At 67.5% G+C, this 24690-nt stretch carries 22 protein-coding genes; 12 read left to right on the forward strand and 10 right to left on the reverse strand.

Annotated elements, in window-relative coordinates; all coding sequences use genetic code 11:
• Position 1 precedes the first annotated feature (1 nt).
• From VG556_RS02060 to VG556_RS02070, 3 genes are read right to left on the reverse strand one after another with little or no spacing between them, the layout of a single operon-like run.
• Positions 2–694 (reverse strand): oxidoreductase, encoded by a 693-nt coding sequence (locus tag VG556_RS02060; RefSeq protein ID WP_100450035.1) that lies wholly within the window; start codon positions 692–694, stop codon positions 2–4.
• A 13-nt stretch (positions 695–707) separates the two neighbouring features.
• Positions 708–1382, reverse strand: coding sequence for a ChrR family anti-sigma-E factor (locus VG556_RS02065; protein WP_046430513.1), 675 nt, complete (start codon positions 1380–1382; stop codon positions 708–710).
• Positions 1379–2002 carry a sigma-70 family RNA polymerase sigma factor gene (locus VG556_RS02070; protein WP_014647131.1) on the reverse strand — a complete coding sequence of 208 codons (624 nt, stop codon included), beginning with the start codon at positions 2000–2002 and terminating at the stop codon, positions 1379–1381. The genes VG556_RS02065 and VG556_RS02070 overlap by 4 nt, the downstream gene beginning before the upstream one ends.
• Positions 2003–2136: 134 nt before the next feature.
• Between VG556_RS02070 and VG556_RS02075 the strand changes: the two genes are divergently transcribed.
• The 12 genes from VG556_RS02075 (at position 2137) to VG556_RS02130 (ending at position 17177) form a co-directional block, all read left to right on the forward strand.
• Positions 2137–2904, forward strand: coding sequence for a hypothetical protein (locus tag VG556_RS02075; RefSeq protein ID WP_100450034.1), 768 nt, complete (start codon positions 2137–2139; stop codon positions 2902–2904).
• An 81-nt stretch (positions 2905–2985) separates the two neighbouring features.
• Positions 2986–3936 (forward strand): acyl-CoA desaturase, encoded by a 951-nt coding sequence (locus VG556_RS02080; protein WP_075075970.1) that lies wholly within the window; start codon positions 2986–2988, stop codon positions 3934–3936.
• A 1-nt stretch (position 3937) separates the two neighbouring features.
• Positions 3938–5215, forward strand: a complete 1278-nt coding sequence (locus VG556_RS02085; RefSeq protein ID WP_049405285.1) for an NAD(P)/FAD-dependent oxidoreductase — start codon at positions 3938–3940, stop codon at positions 5213–5215.
• Positions 5212–5979, forward strand: a complete 768-nt coding sequence (locus VG556_RS02090) for a DUF1365 domain-containing protein (RefSeq protein WP_014647127.1) — start codon at positions 5212–5214, stop codon at positions 5977–5979. The genes VG556_RS02085 and VG556_RS02090 overlap by 4 nt, the downstream gene beginning before the upstream one ends.
• Positions 5976–7235 carry an SAM-dependent methyltransferase gene (locus VG556_RS02095; protein WP_100450033.1) on the forward strand — a complete coding sequence of 420 codons (1260 nt, stop codon included), beginning with the start codon at positions 5976–5978 and terminating at the stop codon, positions 7233–7235. Before VG556_RS02090 ends, VG556_RS02095 begins: the two co-directional genes overlap by 4 nt.
• Before the next feature lies 1 nt (position 7236).
• Entirely contained in the window at positions 7237–7782 is a 546-nt protein-coding gene (locus VG556_RS02100; protein ID WP_100450032.1) for a DUF2878 domain-containing protein, read from the forward strand.
• Positions 7779–8564, forward strand: a complete 786-nt coding sequence (locus VG556_RS02105; RefSeq protein ID WP_100450031.1) for a DUF1295 domain-containing protein — start codon at positions 7779–7781, stop codon at positions 8562–8564. The genes VG556_RS02100 and VG556_RS02105 overlap by 4 nt, the downstream gene beginning before the upstream one ends.
• Positions 8561–9634, forward strand: coding sequence for an SAM-dependent methyltransferase (locus VG556_RS02110; RefSeq protein WP_100450030.1), 1074 nt, complete (start codon positions 8561–8563; stop codon positions 9632–9634). The genes VG556_RS02105 and VG556_RS02110 overlap by 4 nt, the downstream gene beginning before the upstream one ends.
• A gap of 8 nt (positions 9635–9642) precedes the next feature.
• The gene (locus VG556_RS02115) at positions 9643–10176 is read left to right on the forward strand and encodes a lipocalin family protein (RefSeq protein ID WP_032961066.1); all 534 of its coding nucleotides are present in this window, start codon (positions 9643–9645) and stop codon (positions 10174–10176) included.
• A 310-nt stretch (positions 10177–10486) separates the two neighbouring features.
• The gene (locus VG556_RS02120) at positions 10487–13960 is read left to right on the forward strand and encodes a DEAD/DEAH box helicase (protein ID WP_100450029.1); all 3474 of its coding nucleotides are present in this window, start codon (positions 10487–10489) and stop codon (positions 13958–13960) included.
• Between the two features lie 266 nt (positions 13961–14226).
• Positions 14227–14853 (forward strand): response regulator transcription factor, encoded by a 627-nt coding sequence (locus VG556_RS02125; RefSeq protein WP_032961138.1) that lies wholly within the window; start codon positions 14227–14229, stop codon positions 14851–14853.
• Positions 14850–17177 carry an ATP-binding protein gene (locus VG556_RS02130; RefSeq protein WP_100450028.1) on the forward strand — a complete coding sequence of 776 codons (2328 nt, stop codon included), beginning with the start codon at positions 14850–14852 and terminating at the stop codon, positions 17175–17177. The genes VG556_RS02125 and VG556_RS02130 overlap by 4 nt, the downstream gene beginning before the upstream one ends.
• Here the strand turns inward: VG556_RS02130 and VG556_RS02135 are convergent, their stop codons facing one another.
• From VG556_RS02135 to VG556_RS02165, 7 genes are all read right to left on the reverse strand, one after another.
• Complete coding sequence (locus VG556_RS02135; protein WP_100450027.1) at positions 17178–17933, reverse strand: SapC family protein; 756 nt, start codon at positions 17931–17933, stop codon at positions 17178–17180. It abuts the gene before it with no gap.
• A 110-nt stretch (positions 17934–18043) separates the two neighbouring features.
• Complete coding sequence (locus VG556_RS02140) at positions 18044–18316, reverse strand: hypothetical protein (protein WP_005409616.1); 273 nt, start codon at positions 18314–18316, stop codon at positions 18044–18046.
• Between the two features lie 251 nt (positions 18317–18567).
• On the reverse strand, positions 18568–20604 hold the full coding sequence (gene fusA, locus VG556_RS02145) for an elongation factor G (protein ID WP_100450026.1): 2037 nt from the start codon (positions 20602–20604) through the stop codon (positions 18568–18570).
• Between the two features lie 428 nt (positions 20605–21032).
• Positions 21033–21782 carry a hypothetical protein gene (locus VG556_RS02150; protein WP_100450025.1) on the reverse strand — a complete coding sequence of 250 codons (750 nt, stop codon included), beginning with the start codon at positions 21780–21782 and terminating at the stop codon, positions 21033–21035.
• Between the two features lie 63 nt (positions 21783–21845).
• Positions 21846–22607 (reverse strand): heme ABC transporter ATP-binding protein, encoded by a 762-nt coding sequence (locus tag VG556_RS02155; RefSeq protein ID WP_100450024.1) that lies wholly within the window; start codon positions 22605–22607, stop codon positions 21846–21848.
• The gene (locus VG556_RS02160; protein WP_100450023.1) at positions 22604–23647 is read right to left on the reverse strand and encodes a FecCD family ABC transporter permease; all 1044 of its coding nucleotides are present in this window, start codon (positions 23645–23647) and stop codon (positions 22604–22606) included. The genes VG556_RS02155 and VG556_RS02160 overlap by 4 nt, the downstream gene beginning before the upstream one ends.
• Positions 23644–24690, reverse strand: a complete 1047-nt coding sequence (locus VG556_RS02165; protein WP_069116867.1) for a heme/hemin ABC transporter substrate-binding protein — start codon at positions 24688–24690, stop codon at positions 23644–23646. The genes VG556_RS02160 and VG556_RS02165 overlap by 4 nt, the downstream gene beginning before the upstream one ends.

The following is a 24690-nucleotide window of genomic DNA, read 5'->3' on the forward strand; positions in this document are numbered from 1 at the left end:
GTCAGGCGGACGCATCGCGCATGCCTGCCGCGATCCGGTTGATATCCGCGCACTCGATCGTGGCCGGCGGATTTTCTCTTCCGGCCAGGGCGATCATGGCCATGCCCAGCGCCAGGTTGCTGGTCATCAGCGAGGGCGCGAGCGCACCGGCCAGTTTCATCAACGGTGCGCCGCCCCAGTACAGGGGTTTCAACAGGGCATGCCGGGTACCTGTCCCCGGCACCGGCCGGACCCCGCCCGGACGCAGCATCACCGCGCGCAGCGGCAGCGCCTGCAACGCCCGCTCGGTCTCGCCCTTCACCCGCAGCGGCATCAGCCGGCTTTGCGGGTCCGCGCCTGCGCCGGAGACATACAGGAAGGACCCCTGCGGATTCACCGCAGCCCAGGCGCGGGCCACTGCCAGTGTGGTGTCCAGGGTCACGCGCCGGTACTCGGCCTCGGCAGTGCCAACCGGTGGCGCACCGGCACAGTAGAAGCATGCGTCGTACCCGGCCAGTTCATCACGCTGCGCGTCGATGTGCAGGAAGTCCGGGACTACCCGTTCGCTGCCGGGTCCGCGCAGGCTGCCCGGGCGCCGCACCAGCGCGGTCAAGCCGGCAACCTGCGGCGAGCGCTGGCAGGCCAGGGCAACGCCCTGCCCCACCAGGCCTGCAGCGCCGGTCAGGAGAATCCGAAATGTCCGTGCCTGAGCCATGGCCAGGGCCGCGCTAGAGTTTCACGAACCGCTGGATCTTGCGCGCCAGCCACCCGCTGAACACCAGCGGTGCATCCAGCGCCGACACGCAGATGCACGGCACCCCCGGCGCGGTCACCGGCTGATGCTCCACGTCTTCATCCAGGTCCGCCACGTCGCCGGGTGCGAACAGCCCCAGCGCATCGTTGTAGGAACCGCGCAGGATCTGGGTCAGCTCGCTGCGGCCATGGCTGTGCATGGGCAGGCATTTGCCCGGGGCGATCTTCAGCATGATCAGCGAAGGCATCTGCTCGGCACGGATGCAGTGCACGCCGGGTGCCATCCAGCGCCAACGCAACCCACTGAGCGATGCCCCGAAGTAGGGGTGCAGCGAGGCAGGCAGATGGTCCGGGTCGGCCTCGGGCCGCTCCTTCGGCACGGGACGCGCGGCCTGGTCCATGGCAATCGGCATTTCCGCAGCCAGCTGCATCAGCATGGCCTCGCGCAGCTGTTCGCGGCGTGGATCAGGCGCGGGCGGCTGGGTCTGCTCGAGCAGCACCGAGCCGATCGCCTCGGCCTCGCGCAGGCGCTGGCGGCAGTGCGGGCACTGCTCCAGATGCGTACCAGCGACCACGCTCAGTGGCGCGGGCAGCGCGCCTGCGGCATAGCTCATCAACGTCGATTCGTGCAGGTGGTGGCGCGGGTTCACAGCGCACCTCCCACTTTGGCCTGCAGCTGCAGGAACGCGCGCCGCAGATGCGACTTGACGGTGCCCAAGGGCATGCCGATCGCCTCGGCGATCTCGCTGTGGCTCTTGGCCTCGAAATAGGACATGCGCACCAAGCGCGCCTGCACGGCGGGCAGTTCGTTGATGCGCTGGCGCAGCCGGGCCTGGTCGGCAAACTGTTCGGCGCTGCTGCGTTCGATCACATCCAGGGTTGCTGCGTCCTCGACGGCTGCCTGCACCTGCATCCAGCTGCGCTCGCGGCGGATGCGGTCAATGTGCAGGTTACGGGCGATGCGATACAGCCACGTGCTCAGCGCACCCTGCGCGGGATCGAAATCGGCCGCGCGCAGCCATAGCCGCAGCAGGCTCTCCTGCGCCAGTTCCTCGGCCACTGCGTCAGGCACGCCCAGGCCCCGCAGGTATACGCACAGCCGCGGCATGAAGTAGTCGTAGATCCGCATGAAACAGTCGCGGTCACGAAGCCGTGCCACGCCGTCCATGTCACCGGCCCAGTTCGTCGGCTCGCTGCTCGGCTGCTGGGAACTGGACACGATGCGTGCGGTATCGAAGTTGAGGGGGTTGCTGGCGGCGTCAGGGTACATCGGCGTTCGCGGCGGGCGGGTGAAGGTCTGTCCTCTGTACGCGCAGGGGCCGTGATTGGATGCAGCCGCTGCAGACGCATCCAACCGCCCATCCCCGCCGTATGACCTCAGCCCTCCTTTCCCGGATGAACGCGATGCGTACCGCCTGGCTGCTGCTGTGCCTGCCCCATGTCGCGCTGGCCGCGCCCTGGCTGCGAAGCGAGGGGGTAGCAACGTCGTCGCGCGGCGACCTGCTCTACCGCGAGGTGCACTGGCGACGCGATGCGGCCGAGGGTGCCGAGCGCTGGGTGCTGTACCAATGCGCGGACGGGCGGCCTTTCGCCCGCAAGCACCTGCCGGCCAGCGCGGACCCACAGGCGCGCGGCTATACCCTGGAGGACCGGCGCAGCGGCCAGAAGGCCGACGTCGAGGCCGCCAGCGGCAGGGTCTCGATCGCGTGGAAGGAGGATGCCGGCAGCCCACCGGTGCAGCGCGAGCTCGACCTGCCGACCGGCGCGGTCATCGACGCAGGGTTCGACGCGGCGGTGCGCCTGCATTGGCAGGCGCTCATGCGCGGCGAGCGTGTGACCCTGCCCTTCCTGGTTCCAGCGCGGCAGCGCTACTTCCCGGTACAGGTAAGGCGCATCGGCCCGCAGCGCTGGCAGGGGATCGATGCGCAGTCGATCGAGGTCAGCCTGGACACCTGGTACGGCGGCATCGCGCCACGCCTTGCGCTGGTATATGCCAGCGCTGACCAGCGCCTGCTGGAGTTCCGTGGCACCAGCAACCTGCGCGATCAACGCGGTGCCTATCCACAGGTGACGGTGCGCTTCATCGCCGCAGCGGCTGGTCGCCCCGCCAGCGAATGGCAGCAGGCCTGGGCGCGGCCGCTGACAGATCGCTGCACCGTTACGGCCAGGTGAAATCTAAATTTCCTGCCGCGCTCCGCATCCAGTGGGCCTTCTGCCGCGTAGAGGAAGACACGAAACCCGCCGAGATCCGCCATGGCCTCTGTAGCGCCCCTCCCCCGTCGACGCTGGCGCCTGCTGCGCACGCTGCAGCGCTGGTTCGATACCGGCAACGCCGCAGAGGCCACCGGCGAGCGGCCGGGGCGGATCGACTGGGTGCGCGCCGTGCCCTTCGCGCTGATGCACCTGGCCTGCATCGCAGTGATCTGGGTGGGCATCTCGTGGACAGCGGTGATCGTGGCTGCAGCACTCTATGCGGTGCGCATGTTCGCCATCACGGCGTTCTACCACCGCTACTTCTCGCATCGCACCTTCCAGGCATCGCGGCCGGTGCAGTTCGTGTTCGCGGTGATCGGCGCCTCCAGCGTACAGCGCGGGCCGCTGTGGTGGGCCGCCCACCATCGCCACCACCACCGTCACGCCGACCAGCCGCTGGACCCGCACTCCCCCCGTGAGGGCGGCTTCTGGCGCAGCCACATGGGCTGGTTCCTGACCCGCGAGGCCTTTGCCACCGACCTGTCGCGGGTGCCCGACCTGGCGCGCTACCCGGAGCTGCGCTGGCTGGACCGCTTCGATACGGCTGTGCCGGTACTGCTGGCTGCAGCGCTGTATGCACTGGGCGCCGGGTTGGAGCGCTGGGCGCCAGGCTTGCATACCTCCGGCTCGCAATTGCTGGTGTGGGGCTTCTTCATTTCCACGATCGTGCTGTTCCACGCCACGGTCACCATCAATTCGCTGGCCCATCGCTTCGGCCGCCGCCGCTTCGAGACCCGCGATGACAGCCGCAACAATCTCTGGCTGGCGCTGCTCACCTTCGGCGAAGGCTGGCACAACAACCACCACTTCTTCCCGGGCACCGTCCGCCAGGGCTTCCGCTGGTGGGAAGTGGACCTGACCTGGTATGGACTGCGCGCGATGGCGGCGCTTGGGCTGGTCAAAGGGCTCAAGCCGATTCCCGAGTGGGTGCTGGCCAAGGCGAGGTACTGAGATGCGCATCGCGATCATCGGTTCGGGCATTGCAGGACTGGCCAGCGCCTGGTGGCTGGACGGCGAACACGACGTCACGCTGTTCGAGGCCAACGACTATCTGGGCGGCCATACCCACACCCACGACGTGCGGGTGGATGGCGTCCGCATGGCGGTGGACACCGGCTTCATCGTGTTCAATCCCCAGCACTACCCGCTGCTGACCGCACTGTTCGACGAGCTGGGCGTAGCCTCGCAGCCGACCACGATGAGCTTCTCGATGCACAGCGAGCGCAGCGGCGTGGAGTACAACGCCACCTCGCTGGATGGCCTGTTCTGCCAGCGCCGCAACCTGGTGTCGCCGCGGTTCTGGGGCATGCTGGCCGACCTGCGCCGGTTCTACCGCGATGCCCCCCTGTTGCTGGCAGAAGACGAGGGCCCAACGTTGGGGCAGTACCTGCGCAGCCAGCGCTACGGCGATGCCTTCATCGACGAGCACCTGCTGCCGATGGCCTCCGCGCTGTGGTCGTCCCCGACGGCCACGGTGATGGACTTCCCGGCGCGCTATCTGGCCCAGTTCATGGCCAACCACCAGATGCTGCAGATGACCGGGCGTGCACCGTGGCGGGTGGTGAGCGGTGGATCGGCCCGCTATGTCGATGCCCTGCGCGCCCGCTGGCGGGTGCATGAGCGGCTGGAGTGCCCGGTACAGTCGGTCGAGCGCATGCCGTGGGGCGCTCGCGTGCACAGCGCGGCCGGCGTGGAAGGCTTCGATGAGGTCATCCTGGCCTGCCACAGCGACCAGGCCCTGGCGCTGCTGCGTGACGCCGACCCCATCGAACGCGACGTGCTCGGCGCCATCCGCTACCAGGCCAACGAAGCGGTGCTGCACACCGACGCGTCATTGCTGCCGCGCAACCGCAAGGCGTGGGCGGCATGGAATGCCCATGTGCCCCGCGACCCTGCCGCGCCCTGCACGGTCAGCTACTGCATGAACCAGCTGCAGGGCCTGCCCGGCAGCACGCCCCTGGTGGTCACGCTCAACCGCAGCGAGGCAATCGACCCGGGCAAGGTGCTGCGCACCCTGCATTATGCGCACCCGGTGCACGACCATGCCGCAGTGCGCGCGCAACAGCGCTGGGCCGAGCTGCAGGGCCGCCGCCACACCTGGTTCGCAGGCGCCTATTGGGGCTGGGGCTTCCATGAGGACGGCATCCGCAGCGCCCGCCGCGTGGTCGATGCACTGCGCACCTGTGAACCGCACCACGTCATGGCGGCTCCCGGCGAGGTGGCCGCATGAGCGCCAGTGCGCTCTACTTCGGGCAGGTGGCGCACCGCAGGCACCTGCCACACCCGCATGCGTTCCGCTATCCGATCGCACAGCTGCTGCTCGACCTGGATGAACTCGACAGCGTGTTCGCCGGGCGCTGGCTGTGGTCGATCAATCGCCGCAATCTGGCCGAGTTCCGTCGCAGCGATTACTTCGGCGATCCCGCGCGGCCCTTGGCCGATGCAGTGCGCGACCACGCTGCATCAACCCTGGGCTACCGGCCCACCGGCCCGGTCCGCCTGCTCACCCATCTGCGCTTCGCCGGTCACGTGTTCAACCCGGTCAGCTTCTACTACTGCTACCGGGCCGATGGCAGCACGCTGGACTGCATCGTCGCCGAGATCACCAACACACCCTGGAAGGAACGTCACGCCTACGTGCTGCCGGTCGCAACGGCCACGCAGGAAGGCACCTCGCTGCGCTGGCGGTTCGACAAATGCTTCCATGTCTCGCCCTTCATGCCGATGGATTGTCATTACGACTGGCGGTTCAACTGCCCTGATGAGGACCTGCGCGTGCACATGCAGGTCTGGCGCGACGGCGCGCGCCAGTTTGATGCCACCCAGGTCATGCAACGACACCCCCTGGATGGCCGCGGGCTGGCCCGCGTCCTGGCCTGCTATCCACTGATGACCACCCAGGTGGTGGCCGCCATCCACTGGCATGCGTTGCGGCTGTGGCTGAAACGCAATCCCGTACACGACCACCCTACCCTTGCCGAGAAACCGCGATGAATTCGATGATTCCTTCGGTCGCGCTGCCGCGCCCCGGCGCATTGGATGCCTTCCTGCGCCGCCGCCTGCTGGCCCAGCTCGCCCCGATGCGCGACGGCCGCCTGTGCGTGCGCGACGCGCTGGGCGAAGTCTGGTTGGGCGATGCCCGCGGTGAGCTGCATGTCACCGTCACCATCGAGGACCCGGCGTTCTATCGCAAGGTGGCGGCCCAGGGCAGCGTTGGCGCCGGCGAAAGCTACATCCATGGCGAATGGCGCTGTGACGACCTGGTCGCCCTGATACGGCTGCTGGTGCGCAACCGCGATCTGCTCGACAGCATGGAACACGGCCCGGCGCGCGTGGGAGGCTGGCTGCTGCGCGGCTGGAACCGCCTGCGCCGCAACAGCCGCGAAGGCAGCCGCCGCAACATCGCCGCGCACTACGACCTCGGCAACGACTTCTTCGCCCTGTTCCTGTCACCGGACCTGATGTACTCCTCGGCCCTGTTCGCCGAAGAGGGCGAGTCGCTGGAATCCGCCTCGCGGCGCAAGCTGGACCGCATCTGCCAGCAGCTGCAGCTCAAGCCGGGCGACCGCGTGGTGGAGATCGGTACCGGCTGGGGTGGTTTTGCGCTGCACGCGGCGCAGCACTACGGCTGCCACGTCACCACCACCACGATCTCCGCCGAGCAGCATGCACTGGCCAGCGAGCGCGTCCGCGTAGCCGGGCTGCAGGACAAGGTCACGCTGTTGATGCAGGACTACCGCGACCTGCAGGGCCAGTTCGACAAGCTGGTATCGATCGAGATGATCGAAGCCATCGGCGCCGAATACCTGGACACCTACATGGCAACGCTGCAGCGCCTGCTCAAGCCCGATGGTGTCGCCCTGCTGCAGGCCATCACCATCGAAGATCACCGCTACGAGCAGGCACGGCGCAGCGTCGACTACATCAAGCGCTATGTGTTTCCGGGCAGCTTCATTCCGTCGATCAACGCGATGGTGGCGGCCAAGACCCGATCCAGTGACCTGCAGCTGGTCGCCCAGCAGGATTTCGGTCACTCCTACGCACTGACCCTGCGCGCCTGGCGCCAACGCTTCCTTGCCCAGCTGCCCGCTGTGCAGGCACAGGGCTTTGATACGCGCTTCTGCCGGATGTGGGAGTTCTACCTGGCCTATTGCGAGGGCGGCTTCCTGGAGCGTTCGATCGGCGTTTCGCATCTGCTGCTGGCGCGCCCCGGGCATCGTCCCGCTGGCGCATCGGGTCAAGGCGGCTGAGGTGCGCCGGTTCTGGGCCAATCTGCTTGGCAACCAGCTGGTCTGGCTGTGCGCCGTGGCCGGCGCCGGGCGCGGCTGGCAATGGCCGGCGCTGCTGGCAGCGTCGCTCTACATCGGCAGCCAGCTGCTGACCTCGCCGCAACCTCGGCTGGATCTTCGGCTGATGCTGTTGGCGATGGCCTGCGCGTGGCTGGTCGACGCCAGTGCCGCCGCCAGCGGCACCGTGCGCTACGCCGCGGCCCCGCTGGGCTGGACGCCACCCCTTTGGATCATGGCGTTGTGGGCCGCGTTTGCGATGACGCTGACCACTTCGACGCGCTTCCTGCTGCGCCACCCTGCCCTGCCAGCCGCGTTCGGCCTGCTGCTGGCCCCGCTGGCCTATCTCTCCGCAGCGCGCGGTTTCGATGCGGTTCGATTCACTGCGCCGCTGTGGCAGGGCCTGCTGGTCCTGGGGGTGGGCTGGAGCATCGCGCTTTCGCTGCTGTGCATGGCCGCTCGTCGCGGCTCCCGCACCATTCCACCGCCCTTGGCCGGAGCGCCGTCATGATCAATCTGGTGTGGGTACTGCTGTATGCCGTGCTTGTGATGAGCTGGGGCTGGGCCTGGCAGCGGCGCCACCGCAACATCGGCGTGGTCGATGTGCTCTGGGCCAAGGGCGTGGGTGCTTCGGCCCTGTTGCTGGCGTGGCTCGGCGATGGTGCGGCGGCGCCACGCATTGCACTGGGCGTGCTCGGTGGCCTGTGGGGCAGCCGACTGGCACTGCACCTGTGGCATCGGGTCCGCCACGAACAGGAAGACGGTCGCTACCGTTATCTGCGCGATTACTGGCAAGGGCATCAAGCCAAGATCTTCGGCTTCTTCATGGCCCAGGCACTGCTGGTCGTGCTGTTCGCCCTGCCCTTCGTCGCGGTGGCTGCCAATCCACAGACCAGCATGACGTTGTGGGTCGTGGCCGCCGCACTCGTCTGGCTGCTGAGCGTCGGCGGCGAGAGCCTGGCCGACCATCAGCTGGCCCGGTTCCGCGCGAATCCGGCAAACCAGGGTCGCACCTGCCGCGCCGGGCTCTGGCGTTACTCCCGCCACCCCAACTACTTCTTCGAGTGGCTGCACTGGTTCAGCTATGTCCTGCTCGCGGTCGGCTCGCCGCTGTGGTGGCTGGCGTGGTCCGGCCCGCTGCTGATGTATGTGTTCCTGCGCTACCTGAGCGGCATTCCGTTCACCGAAAAGCAGGCGCTGCGCAGCCGCGGCGACGATTACCGCGCCTACCAGCGCAGTACGCCGATGTTCTTCCCCTGGTTCCCTCGTCCTTCCAAGGAGCATTCCGCATGAGCGCGATTCCGTCACTGACCCCGGCCGACGACGCGGAAACCGGGCTGATCGCCTGGGCCGAACGCGGCCTGGTTCCCGATGCCGCGCTGCGCGCCGGCATCCGTCGCCTGTGCGCGCAACGCCTGCACGAGGAAATGCTGGGCGGTATCGAAGCACAGTCCGCACGCTTCGGCCGTCGCATCGCCGAGCTGGCCGACAGCCCGCTCGCGCTGCATACCGACGCGGCCAACCGCCAGCACTATGAGGTTCCGGCGGCCTTCTTCCAGGCCTGCCTGGGCAGGCGCCTGAAGTACAGCAGCTGCTACTACCCCACCGGGCGCGAAACGCTGGACCAGGCGGAGGACGCCATGCTGGAGCTGTACGGCCAGCGCGCCGGACTGGCCGATGGCCAGCAGATCCTCGAACTGGGCTGCGGCTGGGGTTCGCTGACCCTGTGGATGGCCGAGCGCTATCCCACCGCCGCGATCACCGCCGTGTCCAATTCGCACAGCCAGCGCCAGCACATCATGGCGCAGTGCCAGGCCCGGGGGCTGCACAACGTCGAGGTGATCACCCGCGACGTCAACCAGCTCGAGCTGCCAACCGCACGCTTCGACCGCTGCGTCTCGGTGGAAATGTTCGAGCATGTGCGCAACTACGAGCGCCTGCTGGCGCGCATCAGCCAGTGGCTGAAGCCCGACGGCGCGCTGTTCGTGCACATCTTCGCCCACCGCACGCTGATGTACCCGTTCGAGACCGAGGGCGGCGACAACTGGATGGGCCGCCATTTCTTCACTGGTGGCCTGATGCCGGCGGCCGACACGCTGCTGCATTTCCAGCGCGACCTGCGGCTTGACCAGCGCTGGTTGCTGGACGGCACCCACTACCAGCGCACGGCCGACCACTGGCTGGCCAACCAGGATGCAGCACGCGAGGCGGTGATGCCGGTGCTGGTCGCGACCTACGGCCAGGCCGCCGCGAAGATCTGGTGGCAGCGCTGGCGCATGTTCTGGATGGCATGCGCCGAGCTGTTCGGCTACGACGACGGCCAGCAGTGGCTGGTCGCCCACTATCTGTTCCGCCCCCGTTGAGGTGTGACATGCGCATGCGCTCGCTGCTTCCCCTGCTGGCATTGAGCCTGTTTGGTTCCGGCTGCAGTTCCACCGATACCCGTCCCCTGCCCCGCCCGCCCTCAGTGGACGTGCCACGTTTCATGGGTGACTGGTATGTGATCGCCCACATCCCCTCATGGCCGGAGCGCGAAGCTTTCGACGCGGTGGAGAGCTACGCATTGAAGCCCGACGGGCGCATCCAGACCACGTTCACCTATCGCAAGGGCAGCTTCGACGCCCCCCAGAAGTCGATGCACCCTGTTGGACGGGTCGAGAAGGACGGCAACGGCGCCATCTGGGGCATGCAGTTCATCTGGCCGATCCAGGCCGAGTATGTGATTGCCTGGCTGCGCGATGACTACGGCCAGACCATCGTCGCGCGCAGCAAGCGCGACTACGTGTGGTACATGGCACGCACGCCACAGGTGTCCGAGAGCGACTACCAGCAGGCCGTGCAGCGCATCGCGGCCATGGGTTACGACACCGCAAAGCTGAGGCGCGTGCCGCAGTCGGTGCGCTGAGCCATCGGTCATCCCCACGCAGCACCTGCTGACGGCAGGGCGTGTCGACATCTGCTTGCGCCGGATGTCGCATTCATCACCGCTGCCGCATCGTTCATCCGGCACGCGCGCAGCCGCTGCCGGACCCGTGCGTACAGACAGCGGCGCCGCCCCTGCCCTGCCTGCAGTAGCTGGCGCCGGGGTCGCGAACACTCAAGACTGGACCGCGGCGGCCGCTAATGGCTAATGCAGGGCTGTGCGCGCCGGCCACAATGGCCGACGAAGGGTGCATTCCGGTCGTGGCCGATTTCACAATGGAAGGAACAGGCAGTTGAAGGAAGAACGACGCAACGCGTTGCAGGCCAGTCATCGCGCGATCCTCAGCTTCTGGCACAGGGTTGAGTTCTTCATCCCCTACGATCTGCAGGGCCAGGTCCTTGAGTCGAAGGACGCGGACTGGAGCGTACGGCAGCTGTCCAGGGATCAGCTCGAGCGATTGGACCCGAAGGATCTGTGGTCCCCACCCCTGCCATTCGGTCGCAGGCTGAGCGGATTCGATGTCTACCTCGGCATATTCGACAAAGCCCAGCTGGCCGATATCACCCAGCGGGTACTGGCTGAGACGCCAAGCGGAGACGAGTCGCTGGAACAGGACGAACGGGCCGAACTGGAAGGCCTGACCTGCGCGGCCAGCCTGCGGGCAAGCGCCGAGGGCGTGCTGCAGCTGGGTGAAATCTCGGTATCGACCGTTCCGTGGGCACTGGGCACGATCTCCAGGCGTGGCTTGCAGGGCCTGGACTTCGACGCCTTCCAGGCAAGCCTTGAAGCACTCAAGCGCGACGTAGCAACGTTCCGCAGCGCCGCTGCCACCCCCGCCGGACAGGGTGAGGGCCCAACGCCCTGCAGCCCCGACGACCTGTTGCGCCTGCTCGACATCCTGTGCAACTGGTCGGGTCATGACCCTTCCGCGGGCGACGCGTCCGCTCCGCTGCTGGTCATCCGGGCGAAAAGCGTTGAAGACAAGCCGAAGCCGGAACAAGCACCAAAAGCCACACCCCCAGGGCCCGACAACGAGTCAACGGCGGAAGCGGACGACGCCGAGGACGACGAGGCCCAGCCCGAAGAGGACGCGGAGATCAGCATCCTCAACAGTTTCTTCGTCGAGGATATCGCGCGGGCCATCGGCGCACTCGACCAGGGCAAGGCCAGTGCGCCGCTACGCGCCTATCTGAGCCCATTGCCTGAAAGCCGACGCGAAGACCTTTACACCCCAGAAGGCCATGTACTGATTGCCGACCGGCTGCGCCCGCGCCACATCAATCGGGGCCACTGGCCCGGCGATCCTGCACACACGATGAGCCTGATGCAGCAGTTCGCTGTGAACAGCATCTTCGAGCAGGTGCGCGATTCAGGCATCTTCTCGGTCAATGGCCCGCCCGGAACCGGAAAGACCACGCTGTTGCGTGAGGTCTTCGCTGAGAACATCGTGCGGCGTGCACGTGCATTGTCACAGTACGCGACGCCAGCCGGTGCGCTCGGCCCAGCCCGCGAAGTGAACTTCGAAGGTGAGAAGCCGTGCAGGGTCTCGCCACTGAAGGCCGACCTGACCGGCTTCGAGATGGTGGTCGCATCGTCGAACAATGCCGCCGTGGAGAATATTTCGCGTGACCTGCCGAAGCGCCGGTCACTGGGCAAGCCCGGAGGGTCGCGCTGGCGCAACAGCACAGGGGACGTGACCTTCGACTACCTGCGGCCACTGGCCCGCAACCTGCTCGAATGGAACGGCAGGGGCGCCTATGAACGACCGGCGGCAGACAGCGATGCCTGGGGGTTGATCAGCTGCGCGCTGGGCAGGAAGGCCAACCGCGAGGCACTTGTGCGGGCCATCAGCAGGAGCGCCCCAAAAGATGGCAAAACCCCGAAGGGCTACGACCGCGCCCGCCACCAGTCGCTCTGGGAGTGGCGGGACAACCCAGCAGCCATGAGCTTCCAGCAGGCCAGGCAGGAATTCGGCAAGGCCGATGCGATCGTCAATGGCCTGGTCGAAAAGCTGGATCGGCTTGCCTCGCTCAGCCGTGAAATCAGCGGCAACGATGAGGAGAGCTTCTGCCGGCAAACGACTTCTCAGCTTCGCGATGCACAGCGCGCGCATGAGGAAGCTGCACAGCAGTGCCGTGCACTCGAGGGCCAGCGCAGCAGATCCGATGAACAGCTCGCCCTGCTCAAGGCGCAACGCATCCTGCTCAAGGAAGAGAAGCCTGGCTGGTGGGCCCGCATCTTTGACCGGCAGCGCGCGCACAGCCATGCGGCCGCAATGGTGCAGAACGCAGATCATCAACACCGATGGACCCAGCGCGGGCTCGAACTCGGGACGCAATGTGATACGGCGCAACAGCACCTGGGCCGAACCGCGAGCACCCTGGCCGAGGCATCGGCCGCCGCGCAGGCACGGGCGCAGCAATGGGCTGGAATGACGCAACAGCTCGAACAACTGAAAGCCGAATTCGGCACCGCGTCCCATCCCGCCAACGCGGCCGAACTGGAAGATCAGGACTGGCAGATCAAGGGAGTCTGGAACAGCGAGCAGCTCAACGAGCAGCGCGCCAACCTCTTCGTGGCGGCACTGCAGCTTCACCAGGCCTGGCTGCACGAAGTGGTGCAGAAGGGCGGCGGCTTCGCCCAGAACGTCATTGCACTGTGCCACCTGCTGAGTGGCAAGCGGCTGCAGGAGCCACGCGATGCGCTGGCCATCTGGCAGAGCCTGTTCATGATCGTGCCGGTTGTCTCCAGCACGTTCGCCTCGGTCGCACGCCAGTTCCGCCACCTGGGGCCGGACTCGATCGGCTGGCTGTTCATCGATGAAGCTGGCCAGGCCGTGCCGCAGGCGGCAGTCGGTGCACTGCTGCGCTCCAGGCGCGCGGTCGTGGTGGGTGATCCGCTGCAGATCGAGCCGGTGTTCACCGTGCCGGTCAAGCTGCTGCAGGCGCTGGGCCGAACCAGCGCACTGCCTGCAGGCGTGAACGTCTCGCCCGACAAGACCTCCGTACAGGTACTGGCCGACGAGGCCAACCCGCTCGGTGCCCGCATGGAGTCGGGCGGCTCGCCGCTCTGGATCGGCAGTCCGCTGCGCGTGCATCGTCGCTGCGTCGAACCGATGTTCTCCATTGCCAACACGATTGCCTACGAGGGGAAGATGATCTTCTCCAACCCCTGGGAACCCAGTGCGGCGCGGCCACCCGCCGACAGCCTGGACATCGGCAGCAGCGCCTGGGTACACGCCCCCGGCCGCACCAGCGACAAGCAGGTCGTGCCGTGCCAGATCGACCTGGTGCAGCAGGCGTTGGCCGCGCTCTATCACAGCACCGGAAGCCTTCCCCCGGTCTACATCATTTCGCCCTTCAAGCGCATCAAGAATGCCCTGCTCGAGCGACTGCGGAGCCAGGACGCTTGGCTTGGCCCGGATGCCCCACCCGGCACGCAGGCGCCACGCACCACCGAACTGCGCACGTGGTGCAGGGAGCGCGTCGGCACCGTGCACACCTTCCAGGGCAAGGAGGAGAGCATTGTCTGGATGGTCCTGGGCTGCGACACGGACACGGTGGGCGCGGCGCACTGGGCCTCCAGCAAGCCCAATCTGCTCAACGTCGCCGTCACCCGTGCCCAGCACCGCTGCTTCCTGATCGGAGACACCGCACTCTGGGGCGGCCTGCGCCACTTCTCAGACGCCCATGCCAAACAGTTGCCCCGCATCACCCCGGCGCAGTTCCTGGGTCGCATGTCGATCCCCCGCGTGCAGACTCGATAGCCCTGCCCTGCCCTGACGGCGTCAACCAGTCAGGTCAGGGGCGCAGGGCCACGCCGGCGTGACGCGTCACATTAATGGTTCCGGCAGCCACGACGGGACGCCTGCAGCACCCCATCCATTTACGTCACGAATGCGTAAGCCCCGGCCGATCAACTGCATCCATCGATCTTTAGGAATAGTCGTAAAAACGCAACGAATTCGATGTTCGACGCGACAGCGGCGCCAGAATGGCGGCCACGCCCATGGGCGCCGACCACCTCCCGCGCATGAATGGATTTCCTGCACCGCGTCGGCTTCGCCTGGCGCTCCTGGACGATCACGAAGTCGTCCGTCGCGGCACCGCCCTGCACCTGTCAGGCGATCTCCGCTTCGACATCGTCGCCAGCCACGGTTGCAGCAACGAACTGCTCTGCAGCCTGCAACGCACACCAGTGGATGTGGCCATCATCGATCTCACGCTTGCCCGTGACGACCTGGGTAGCCTCGAGCTGGTTGCGCTGCTGCGCCGGGAATTCCCGCGCACGCCATTGCTGGCCTTCGCCACGCTCTGCCCCACCACCAACCTCAACAGCCTGATCGATGCCGGACTCAACGGATTCGTCAGCAAGGCCGAACCGCTTGCTGCATTGTCCGACGCCATCGTACGTGTTTCCCAGGGCCTGACCCGGGTTCCACCGGACGTCAGGCTGGCCGGCGACCGCGGCGAGCTCAGCCGCAACGAGCGCGAAGTGCTGGGCCTGCTGCTGGAAGGCTTGACGGTCTCCGAGATCGCATTGCGGCGGCACCGCAGCATCAAGACTGTCAGCACGCAGAAGGTTGCTGTGCTGCGCAAGCTGGGATTGCGCAGCGACGTGGAAATCTACGCACTGCGCGAACGACTGGAGACACCGTGAGGCGCCAGCCGCCGTTGCGCCGCCGCTTCCTGTCCACGGGGCTGCTGGCGCTCCTTCTCCTGCCGGCTGCCTCGGCCGAAGATATCCGCTCGCCACGCTGGCTGCCGGGCAGCACTGTACGGGTCGCCACGACTCCCTCCCTGCGCCCCCTGCCCGCGGCCCTGGCCGATCCGTCATCACCGCCAACGCTCGCCCATGGCTATGCCAACCTGGTGGCGCGGCACGCCCAATTCCGTTTCCTGGAACACCCCTACCCGACAACCGCCGCATCGATCCTCGCTGTATGCCATCACGAGGCTGACCTGGTCATGGTGTTTGGCGGCGCAAGGCACCAGGCGCTGCCCTGCCCCGGCCTTGCCGCGTCCACCCCGTTCCGTGGCGGCGCCACCCTGTTGGCCGGACGCGCCGGCGAGTGGCTGCCACGGGAGATGCGCGAACTCGACGGCCGGGTCATCGCCGTCGTTGAAGGCGGGCCCTACGCCAGCTGGCTGCACGCGCATCACCCGCAGGTCCGGCTGCGGCAGCTGCCAGACCGGCATGCAGCACTGGCGGCAGTCGAAGCCGGCCTGGCGGACGTGGCGATTGGCCTGGAGCCCACGCTGCGCCCCCTGGTTCGACGCCATTTCAATGGCAGCCTGCGCCTGCAGCCGTTCGATAGCGGTTTCTCCACCGACCTTTACCTGCTGGTTCGCCGGGAAGACCAGCAACTGCTTGGGCGCATCGAACAGGCATTGCGGGAGATCACACTGGAAGAGCACGCAGGCCTGCTCCACCTATGGGCAGGCCAGACCCTGCCTGCCGCGGCCGGGAATGCACTGGACTGGATGCAGGCGTCGCCCCCGCGCGGGTGGCTGCTGCTGGCCCCACTGCTGATTGCCCTGCCGCTGCTGTGGCTCGCAATGCGCCACCTGCGGGCGCGCGGTGACCGAAGCAGCGCGCATGCCATCGGCGTGATCAGCCACGAGATGCGCAACTCGGCGCAGGCCGTGCTGACCTCGATCGAGCTGCTGGGGCAATCGACATTGCCCAAGGGCGAGCGTGACCTGCTCGCCGCTGCCAGCAGCGCCAGCCAATCCCTGCGCAGCCTGTTGAATCGCGCACTGGATTTTTCGCGCCTTGCGAGCGGCGCTTTCAAGCCGCATGCGCAACCCTGCGATGCAACCCAGCTGTGCCGGCAGGCTCTGGAGGCAATCCGGCCACAGGCCCAGCGGAAAGGCCTGCAGCTGCATCTCGATGCCCAGGGCGCATCCCCGTCGAACATCCTGGTGGACGCCGATGCGCTACGCCAGATTGCCAGCAATCTATTGGCGAACGCAGTGAAGTTCAGCGATTCCGGCCGAATCGAGCTGCGCCTGCAACTGATGCCGGCGGCGCGTCCGCGGGCGCTGCTGCTGGAGGTGATCGACAGCGGCATCGGCATCGCGCCGGCGCAGGTAGCCACCCTGTTCCAGCCTTTCCAGCAAGGCAGCAGCGGACAGCGGCGTGGCGGAAGTGGGCTGGGGCTTTCCATCGCGCGCGAGCTGGCCCGCGCAATGGGCGGCGACCTCACCGTGCACAGCGTGCTGGGCCGTGGCAGTCGCTTCATCCTGCGCCTGCCGGTGTGCCCGGCTGGCACCGGCGTGGATGCCCAGGACATGCCCGTGGGCGATACGCCACTGGCCGGACTGCACCTGCTGCTGGTCGAGGACCACGAGCTCAATCGCCACGTGATCGCCGAACAGCTGCGGCGCTGGGGCGCAGAGGTGTGCGCCGTGAAAGATGCGGCCAGTGCCCTGGCCGAACAGGCACGACAGCCCCGCTCCGTTGCTCTGATCGACATTGGGTTGCCTGGCGCCGATGGTCACGTGCTGGCGCGCGAGCTACGCGGGTCTGCCGGGCGCACCGTTCGCCTGATCGCATTGTCTGCCCGCACCGGACGGCGTCATCGCGCACGCTGCCACCGCTCGGGCTTCGACGCGGTGCTGGCCAAGCCGCTGCGCGCCGCCCAGCTGCTGCCTGCGCTCGGCATTGCGCGACCAGAGGGCCTGGGCGCAGCCGCGCAGACGATTGACATGGACGCGGCCTACATCGCCGACATCCACGATGAGCTCGGCAACATGGAGCGGGTTATTGATCGAGCGGATGCATCGGCACTGGGCCATCACGCGCACCGATTGCAGGGCACGCTGCAGATGCTGGGCCAATGCGAGCATGCGGCCATCGCGGCGGAGCTGGTCGACCTGGCGCATGACGCCGCGCCGGACTGGGCCGATGCGCGGCGCCTGCTGGACGTGCTGAAGGCCGGACAGGGCTCCCGCCCAGCGGGAACCCTGCCAATGCCTTGATCAGGCGGCCAGGCGCTCGACCTGGCGACGGGTCAGGTCATTGAAGCGACCCAGCGACATCAGGTGCTGGTGGATCAGTGCCAGCCAGCCGCTGCGGTGCCAATCGACCACGGTGGCTTCCGGCAGCGCAACGAACTTCTCGACGTCCACCACCAGGAAGCCATTGAGGTTGAACTCGCGGCCATCCGGGGTACGCACGGTGGCGTTGCGCTCGACCAGCAGGCCGTTGTCGGTCAGGGCCTTGGAGAAGGCCAGGGTCTGTTCGTGCTCGCGGGTGTACCGGCCGCAGAACTCCAGCGCCTGCTGCACCATTTCGGTGGCCTTGCCGTCAACGAACAGCGGCTGGCCTTCCTCGCCGCCCTTGACCACGCGCGGGCTTTCTTCGTCGATGCCCAGCAGGAAGTCATTCTCCGCGCCGGTGTCGATGAAGATGAAGGGGTGGCGGCGCAGGTAGGCCGGAATATAGGCCTCGTCTTCCCACAGGCCGTCCTTGATGAACAGGTTCTGGTCGGACACGCCGACGGCAGCCATCGGAACCGCACCGGGGCCGGCGAACAGGATCGGGAAATGATGCAGCGCCAGCGAGAACTCGCCCAGCACCAGCGGAATGGCGTTGTTGCCGGCGGCGAACTCGAGCTTGCCCGGCAGGATGCGCAGATCGGCGTGCACATCGGCCTGCAGCGGCACCGGACGGGTATAGAACAGGGGAGCGCCGCTCGGCGCCGCTTCGGTGGTGGTGTCGCTGGTGGTGGTCATCTTGGGAACCGTTCGATCATGCGCGCCTGCCATCCCGGGCACGCCAGCGGGAACAACCTGAATCCCGCATTATCAACAAGCTCGATGACAACGGCCACCCCGCCAGCGAACTATTTCAGCTGCAGGGGGTAGCGCTGCCAGAGCACGTGGACCAGGAATCCGGCCAGTTCGGTGTCGCGCGCGCTCACCGCTGCACGGATCTTGTCCAGCAGCACCATGTCGCTGCAGGAGCGCACATCGGCGTGGTTGGCCTGCCCTGCCCGGCGCGCACGATAGCGTGCGGCCCGCTGCGCATCGCTCATCGCATACCCGAACTTGGGCGGACGACCGCGCTTGCGCGGCAGGGTCAGCTCCAGGGTTCCGGGGTCTTTGTCATCACGCATGAGAAGGGTGCGGGCGGCGGCGAGCAACGGGGGGTGCGCAATTTATCGTGAGGCATCACTTTAATCCAGCTTTTTCTGCAGTTTTGTTGCATCGCAATGCAAAAAAACGCATCGCAGGGCCCCATCCACGCATGGCGTGGATCTAGTGCAGAGCTCGCGACCCGGTCACCCGGTAGATCCACGCCATGCATGGATGCGGAAACCCGAACCCACAAAAAAGGGAGCCCGCGAACGGGCTCCCCTCACCTTCTTCATGCAGCGCGCACCGGCTCGTAGCCATGCAGGTGCGCCTCGCTGCTGGCCCGCCCCTGGCTGAGCGAACGCAGCGAGGTGGTATAGCCCACCAGCTGCGCCAGCGGTGCGAAGCCACTGACCTCGGCGCGACCATCCTGATCGTCGATGCGGGCAATGCGACCATGGCGGCGGTTGAGGTCGCCGACCACATCACCCACCGACGCTGACGGCGAATGCACCGTCACCGCCATCACCGGCTCCAGCAGCTGCGTGCCGCCTTCGGCCAGCGCCGCCTTGATCGCCTCGGCGCCTGCGCGATGGAACGCCATCTCCGAGGAGTCCTTGGCATGGGTCTGGCCATCGACAAGACTGACCTCGATGCCGACCACCGGATGGCCCTGGGGGCCTTCCGACAGCGCAGCACGCACGCCCTTCTCCACCGCCGCGATGAAGCTGCGCGGCACCACGCCACCGACGATGCGGTCGTTGAATACGACCTGGTCGTCCTCGCGCGGCGATACATCCAGCACCACGTGCGCGAACTGGCCCTGGCCGCCGGTCTGCTTGACCAGCCGCCCGACGACGCCGGTCATCGCACGCATCGGCGTCTCCTGGTAGGCCACGCGCGGCGCACCTACGCCTACGTCGACCTTCCATTCGCTGCGCAGGCGCTCGACCATCACCTCCAGGTGCAGTTCGCCCATGCCCCAGACCAGGGTCTCCGCCGTGTCGCGATCGGTCTCGACGCGGAACGACGGATCTTCCTGGGCCAGGCTGGCCAAACCCTGTGCCATCCGGATCAGGTCGGCCGCACGCGCCGGCTCCAACCGCCACGCCAGCACCGGTGCCTGTGCCTGGATGTTCTCCAGGCGCAGCGGCTGCGCACGACCGCTCAGCGTTTCACCACTGACCGCATCCTTCCAGCCCAGCACTGCAACGATGTCACCGGCCACGGCCTGTTCGATGTCGTGGGTCTGGTCGGCCTGCACCCGCACCAGGCGACTGACACGCCGCCCCTGCGGATGCTGCGAACTGGCCACCGCATCGCCCACCTTCAAGGTGCCCGAGTAAAGCCGCACGAAGCTCAACGCGCCGTGCTGCTGGTGGGTGATCTTGAACAGCAGGCCGGCCAGCGGACCGTCCGGGTCCGGCGGCAGCACGACCTCGCCCTCATCGCTTTCGGCGCTGACGGCAGGGCGATCCAGCGGCGACGGCAGGTAATCGACCACGGCGTCCAGCAGCGTCTCGATACCCTTGTCCTTGAACGCAGCACCGGCCAGCACGGGCACGCCCGCACCCGCCAGCGTCGCCCGGCGGATCGCCGCGCGCAGCTGCCCGGCATCGATCACGCGACCTTCCAGCCAGGCATCGGCCAGTTGCTCATCGTGATCGGCCACGGCCTCGACCAGCGCATCGCGTTGGGCTTGCCACTGGGCCCGCGCCGCTTGGTCCCACGGGGTCACCGTGGTTGCGGCACCATCCTGCCACTGCAGCACGCGCTCATCGACCAGATCGACCCAGCCGTGGAAGCCACTTTCGCTGCCCAACGGCACGCCCAGCGCCCACGGCCGCGCCCGCAGTTTGTCCTGCAGCTGCTCCAGCACGCGCTCGAATGAAGCGCCGACGCGGTCCATCTTGTTGACGAAAGCGATCAGCGGCACGCGATGGCGACGCGCCTGGCGCCACACCGTCTCGGACTGCGGCTGCACGCCGTCCACGGCCGAGAACACGGCCACGGCGCCGTCGAGCACCCGCAGCGAACGCTCGACCTCGATGGCGAAGTCGATGTGGCCAGGGGTGTCGATCAGGGTCAGCCGATGCGGCGGCAGGTCGCGCGGCGCCCACTGCGCCTGCACGGCGGCCGCGCCAATGGTGATGCCACGTTCGCGCTCGATCGCCGAGAAGTCGGTGGTCGCGTTGCCGTCGTGTACTTCGCCGACGCGGTGGATCTCGCCGCTTTTCCACAGCAGGCGTTCGGTCAGCGTGGTCTTGCCGGCGTCGATGTGGGCAATGATGCCAAGGTTGCGACGGCGGGAAAGGACTTGGGTGTTCATGAGAAAGGTTCCTGCAAAGCCAACTTCGGGGGCCGCGCCCCCCCGGTTGGCGACAGGGTGCGCGGCTAGCGTTCGGTCTCGGCGATCTGGTGCATGGCACGTTCTCCTTTGCAGTACTGGGTAGCGTCGACTGTCAGTCGACTCACAAGAAACAGAAACGAAAAGAGCGCCCCGGGGGGCGCTCTGTCGAAGGTCCAGCGATGGCCGCTTCAACGGCCTCGTGGGGCTCCAGGCAGACACGCCCGTTCCGCGCTTGCGCGGGTCAGGGTGAAAAACTTCAGGAGCGGCATCCGGTTCATGGGGCGCATTGTAGACCTGCCAATCTGGTGCGCAAGTGAATATTGCACACACAGATGGAACGATGAGGCCGGCGGGCATCAGGGTCGGATCCCTTTGCGACGGCAAAGGGATCTGACCCCTCTCAGCCTTTACTTGCAGCCGTGCAGCGTGCGCGCCTCGGCCACGGTCGCCGCCTGGTCATCACCCATCGACATCCACCCCTTCAGCGACGTCGCCGGGTCCATGTGCGGCAGCCGTGGGCCGCCATGGATCACCAGCTCGGTCCAGCTACCGACCGGGGCCAGTTCGGACAGGCGTGCCGCCTGGTCATCCTCGGTGCTGAACGTGTCGTCCGGGCTCGCCGGGGGCGTCGTGTTCACGGTCGCGGTCTTGCGGGAATGCACGCGCAGCGCGCCGCCCGGCATGCGCTGGGTGGTGACGTCGTAGCGCTCGATACCGTACGCCCAAGGGTTTTCGCCAACGCTGCGGGTCTCGCTTCCGTCATCCGCCACCGCCACCACCTCGCCCGCCGGGCCGACTACGCCCGCGACGGCGCCCAGGCCGGACATCAGCGCCTGGTAGACGATCATCTGCCGCTGCTCGGTGCTCAACGCAGCGGCCTTGAGCTTGGCAGGGGGAATCTGCAGGTACGCCGCCTCCTTGCAAAGCACCAGCACCTGCTGGTCGTCCCAGCTCACGGACATTTCCTCGTTGGCGAAGTACTGCGTCCGGATGGACGCAACAGGGGAGCCCGCGCCAGCGGAATGCCGGATCTCGATCAGCGAGGCATTCTCCGCTGCATCGGTCAGCGAAACCGGTGAGGTGGAAGCCGCAGTCGCAGCGCCTGCGAAGCCAGCCAACACGGCCAGCACAGTGCCGCGCGAAATGCTACAGATCATTGCATCAGTCCATTGAGGGAATACCGGCCGGACATGATACGCGGCGACGGCGGCAGATCCGGCCTATGTCACCACTACCAGCGGCACCCCGCGCCGCGGATGCTCCAGCACCACCACATCCTGCTGGTAAACCCGCTGCAGGTTGTCTTCGGTCAGCACCTGCAGCGGCGTGCCATCGGCCGCCACCCTGCCCTGCTCCAGCAGCACGATGCGGTCGGCGTAGCCGGCGGCCAGATTGAGGTCGTGCAGCACCACGATCACGCACGCACCGGCTTCGGCACAGGCGCGCACACTGCGCAGCGTGCGCTCCTGATGGCGCAGATCCAGCGCGGCGGTCGGCTCATCCAGCAGCAGCAACGGCGTGTCCTGTGCCAGCACACGCGCGAACGTGGTGCGGGCGGACTCGCCACCGGACAGCTGCTGCACCTCGCGCAGGCGCAGCGCCTGCAGCTCGGCGGCATCGATTGCCGCTTCCACCTGGGCGTCGTCCACGGCTGGATCGGGCGGATGCGGCAGTCGACCCATCGCCACCACTTCTTCCACGCTGAAGGCGAAGCGCACGCCATGTTCCTGCGGCATCACCGCGCGCTCGCGTGCCAGCGGCCCCGCCTTGTAACTGGCCAACGGCTTGCCCAGCAGGCTCACCTCCCCCGCATCGGCGCGCAGGTCACCGGCCGCCACCGCCAGCAACGTAGACTTGCCCGCGCCGTTCGGGCCAACCAGCGCGGTCACCGTGCCCGGCTCGAACGCCAGCGAGATGCCATGCAGGATCTCGCGCTGCTGGCGGCGCACCACCACCTGGTGCAGTTTCAGCAGCACGCTCATGGCGCCGCCTTGCGGCGCTGCTGCAGCACCAGCCAGAGGAAGAACGGCGCACCCAGCGCGGCCGAGAACAGGCCCAGCGGAATCTCCGCAGGTGGATCGAGCGTGCGTGCGGCGGTGTCGGCCACCACGATCAGCAGCGCACCGAGCAGCCCGGACAACGGCAGCAGCCAGCGATGACCCGGGCCGACCAGCAGTCGCGCCACGTGCGGCACCACCAGGCCGACGAAGCTGATCGAGCCCGCGAACGCCACCGCTGCGCCCACCAGCAGCGCACTGAACGCGACCAGGCGACGCCGCGTACGGGTCACGTCCAGCCCCAGGTGCTGCGCCTGGCGCTCACCCAGCGCCAGCATGTCCAGCGGCGTGGCCAGTCGCTGCAGCGCAAACACGCCGAGCGCAAACAGCGGCACCACCGCGGCCACGTCGGCCCAGTTGGCGCGCGCCAGCGAGCCCATCTGCCAGAACACCAGCGACTGCAGCTCGCTTTCGCTGGCGATGTAAGTAAGGAAACCAATCAGCGCCGAGCAGAACGCGGCCATCGCGATGCCGACCAGCAGCAGCGTGGCATTCCCACTGCCTTTGCCGGGCCGGGCCAGCGCATAGGTCAGGCCGATCGCCAGCGCGCCGCCGACGAAGGCTGCCACCGGCACCAGCCAGCCGGCCGCACCGGCAGCGCCGAGAACAATGGCAGCCACCGCACCCAGCGCAGCACCCTGGCTGACACCGACGATGCCGGGGTCGGCCAGCGGATTGCCAAACAGGCCCTGCAGGCTGGCACCGGCCATCGCCAGCGACGCACCGACCATCGCGCCCAACAGGGCGCGCGGAATGCGCAGCTGCCAGACCACGGCCAGATCACGGCTGCGGACTGCCCCTGGGTCAAGCAGGCCCAACTTCACCGCAAGCGCCTGCATCACCTCCAGCGGCGGCAACCGCAACGGACCCACGGCGAACGACGCCAGCACTGCCCCCAGCAGCGCCAGCAACGCCACCATCAACATCGTCCGCCCGCGACGGCGGCGCCGATCCGCCGGACTCATGCCTTCGGCAAGGCTGCCAGGGCCTTGGCCAGCGCCAGCGCGCCCGCACCAGAACCCACGCTGGTGTACTTCAGCTGCACATCCGGCATCACCCAGACCCGATTGGCCTGCCCGGCCGGCGTCTGCTTCAGCGTCGGGTACGCCTTCCACAAACCCTGGGCACCGCCGAACAGCTGCAGGTCATGCTCGGTCACCAGGATCACCTCCGGTGCCGCGGCGACCACCCCCTCGTTGCTCAGCTGCGAGTAGTTCTTCACCCCGGCCTCGGTGCCGATGTTGATGCCGCCGGCCAGCGCGATCAGCTGCGCTGACGCGCTGTCGGCACCGGCAACAGTGGGCGAGCCGCCAGCGCCGGTGGCCGATACGTGGATCAGTCGTGGCGCATGGCCCAGGCCCTTGCCAATCGCTGCAGCCTCGTCGAGCTGGCGCTGCACCTGCGTGGCCAGTGTTTGCCCCGCTTCGGCCAGCCCTAGTGCGGCGGCGACCTTGCGCACCTTGTCCGGCGCCGGCTGCAGATCATCGATGACCACCGCCGGCTCACCGACTTCGCGCAGCTTTTTGGCCAGCTCGGTGTGGCGGCGCAGGCTGTTGCCGAGGAACAGCGAGCCCTGCAGGCTCAGCACGCCCTCCACGCCAGTGGTGCGGTTGAACAGGAACTGGTGCGGCGCGGCCAGGCCGGCCTGGGTGGTGGTGTTGGTCGGCGCGGCGAATACCTGCGTGCCCAACCCAAGTGCTTCGATCACCGCGATGACGTCGTCGCCACCGGCAATGATCCGGCTGGTATCGGTCACCTCGATATCGGCGCCGTCATCGGAATGCACCTTGGCCGGCAGCACCGCCTTCTGGTCATGCACGGCCGGCAGCTCGGCACCGGCCACGCGCTGCCAGCCTGCCGGCAACGCGGTTTCGGCAGCGGCCGGTGCGGCGGGCGGCTCGGCGGCCTTCTGGCCTTCAGGCGGTGTCGACGCGCCGCCACAGGCGGCCAGTACCAGCGAAACAGCCAACGGAAGCGCACACAGGCGCAGACGGGACGCGATGTTCAT

Source organism: Stenotrophomonas sp. CASM106 (assembly GCF_049384825.1).
Taxonomy (GTDB): Bacteria; Pseudomonadota; Gammaproteobacteria; order Xanthomonadales; family Xanthomonadaceae; genus Stenotrophomonas; species Stenotrophomonas muris.

Excerpts from the sequence above, each read along its gene's own strand:
- VG556_RS02060 (WP_100450035.1), bottom strand. The coding sequence starts at position 694 with ATGGCTCAGGCACGGACATTTCGGATTCTCCTGACCGGCGCTGCAGGC.
- VG556_RS02070 (WP_014647131.1), bottom strand. The coding sequence starts at position 2,002 with ATGTACCCTGACGCCGCCAGCAACCCCCTCAACTTCGATACCGCACGC.
- VG556_RS02075 (WP_100450034.1), top strand. The coding sequence starts at position 2,137 with ATGCGTACCGCCTGGCTGCTGCTGTGCCTGCCCCATGTCGCGCTGGCC.
- VG556_RS02080 (WP_075075970.1), top strand. The coding sequence starts at position 2,986 with ATGGCCTCTGTAGCGCCCCTCCCCCGTCGACGCTGGCGCCTGCTGCGC.
- VG556_RS02085 (WP_049405285.1), top strand. The coding sequence starts at position 3,938 with ATGCGCATCGCGATCATCGGTTCGGGCATTGCAGGACTGGCCAGCGCC.
- VG556_RS02090 (WP_014647127.1), top strand. The coding sequence starts at position 5,212 with ATGAGCGCCAGTGCGCTCTACTTCGGGCAGGTGGCGCACCGCAGGCAC.
- VG556_RS02095 (WP_100450033.1), top strand. The coding sequence starts at position 5,976 with ATGAATTCGATGATTCCTTCGGTCGCGCTGCCGCGCCCCGGCGCATTG.
- VG556_RS02105 (WP_100450031.1), top strand. The coding sequence starts at position 7,779 with ATGATCAATCTGGTGTGGGTACTGCTGTATGCCGTGCTTGTGATGAGC.
- VG556_RS02110 (WP_100450030.1), top strand. The coding sequence starts at position 8,561 with ATGAGCGCGATTCCGTCACTGACCCCGGCCGACGACGCGGAAACCGGG.
- VG556_RS02115 (WP_032961066.1), top strand. The coding sequence starts at position 9,643 with ATGCGCATGCGCTCGCTGCTTCCCCTGCTGGCATTGAGCCTGTTTGGT.
- VG556_RS02125 (WP_032961138.1), top strand. The coding sequence starts at position 14,227 with ATGAATGGATTTCCTGCACCGCGTCGGCTTCGCCTGGCGCTCCTGGAC.
- VG556_RS02135 (WP_100450027.1), bottom strand. The coding sequence starts at position 17,933 with ATGACCACCACCAGCGACACCACCACCGAAGCGGCGCCGAGCGGCGCT.
- VG556_RS02140 (WP_005409616.1), bottom strand. The coding sequence starts at position 18,316 with ATGCGTGATGACAAAGACCCCGGAACCCTGGAGCTGACCCTGCCGCGC.
- fusA (WP_100450026.1), bottom strand. The coding sequence starts at position 20,604 with ATGAACACCCAAGTCCTTTCCCGCCGTCGCAACCTTGGCATCATTGCC.
- VG556_RS02150 (WP_100450025.1), bottom strand. The coding sequence starts at position 21,782 with ATGATCTGTAGCATTTCGCGCGGCACTGTGCTGGCCGTGTTGGCTGGC.
- VG556_RS02155 (WP_100450024.1), bottom strand. The coding sequence starts at position 22,607 with ATGAGCGTGCTGCTGAAACTGCACCAGGTGGTGGTGCGCCGCCAGCAG.
- VG556_RS02160 (WP_100450023.1), bottom strand. The coding sequence starts at position 23,647 with ATGAGTCCGGCGGATCGGCGCCGCCGTCGCGGGCGGACGATGTTGATG.
- VG556_RS02165 (WP_069116867.1), bottom strand. The coding sequence starts at position 24,690 with ATGAACATCGCGTCCCGTCTGCGCCTGTGTGCGCTTCCGTTGGCTGTT.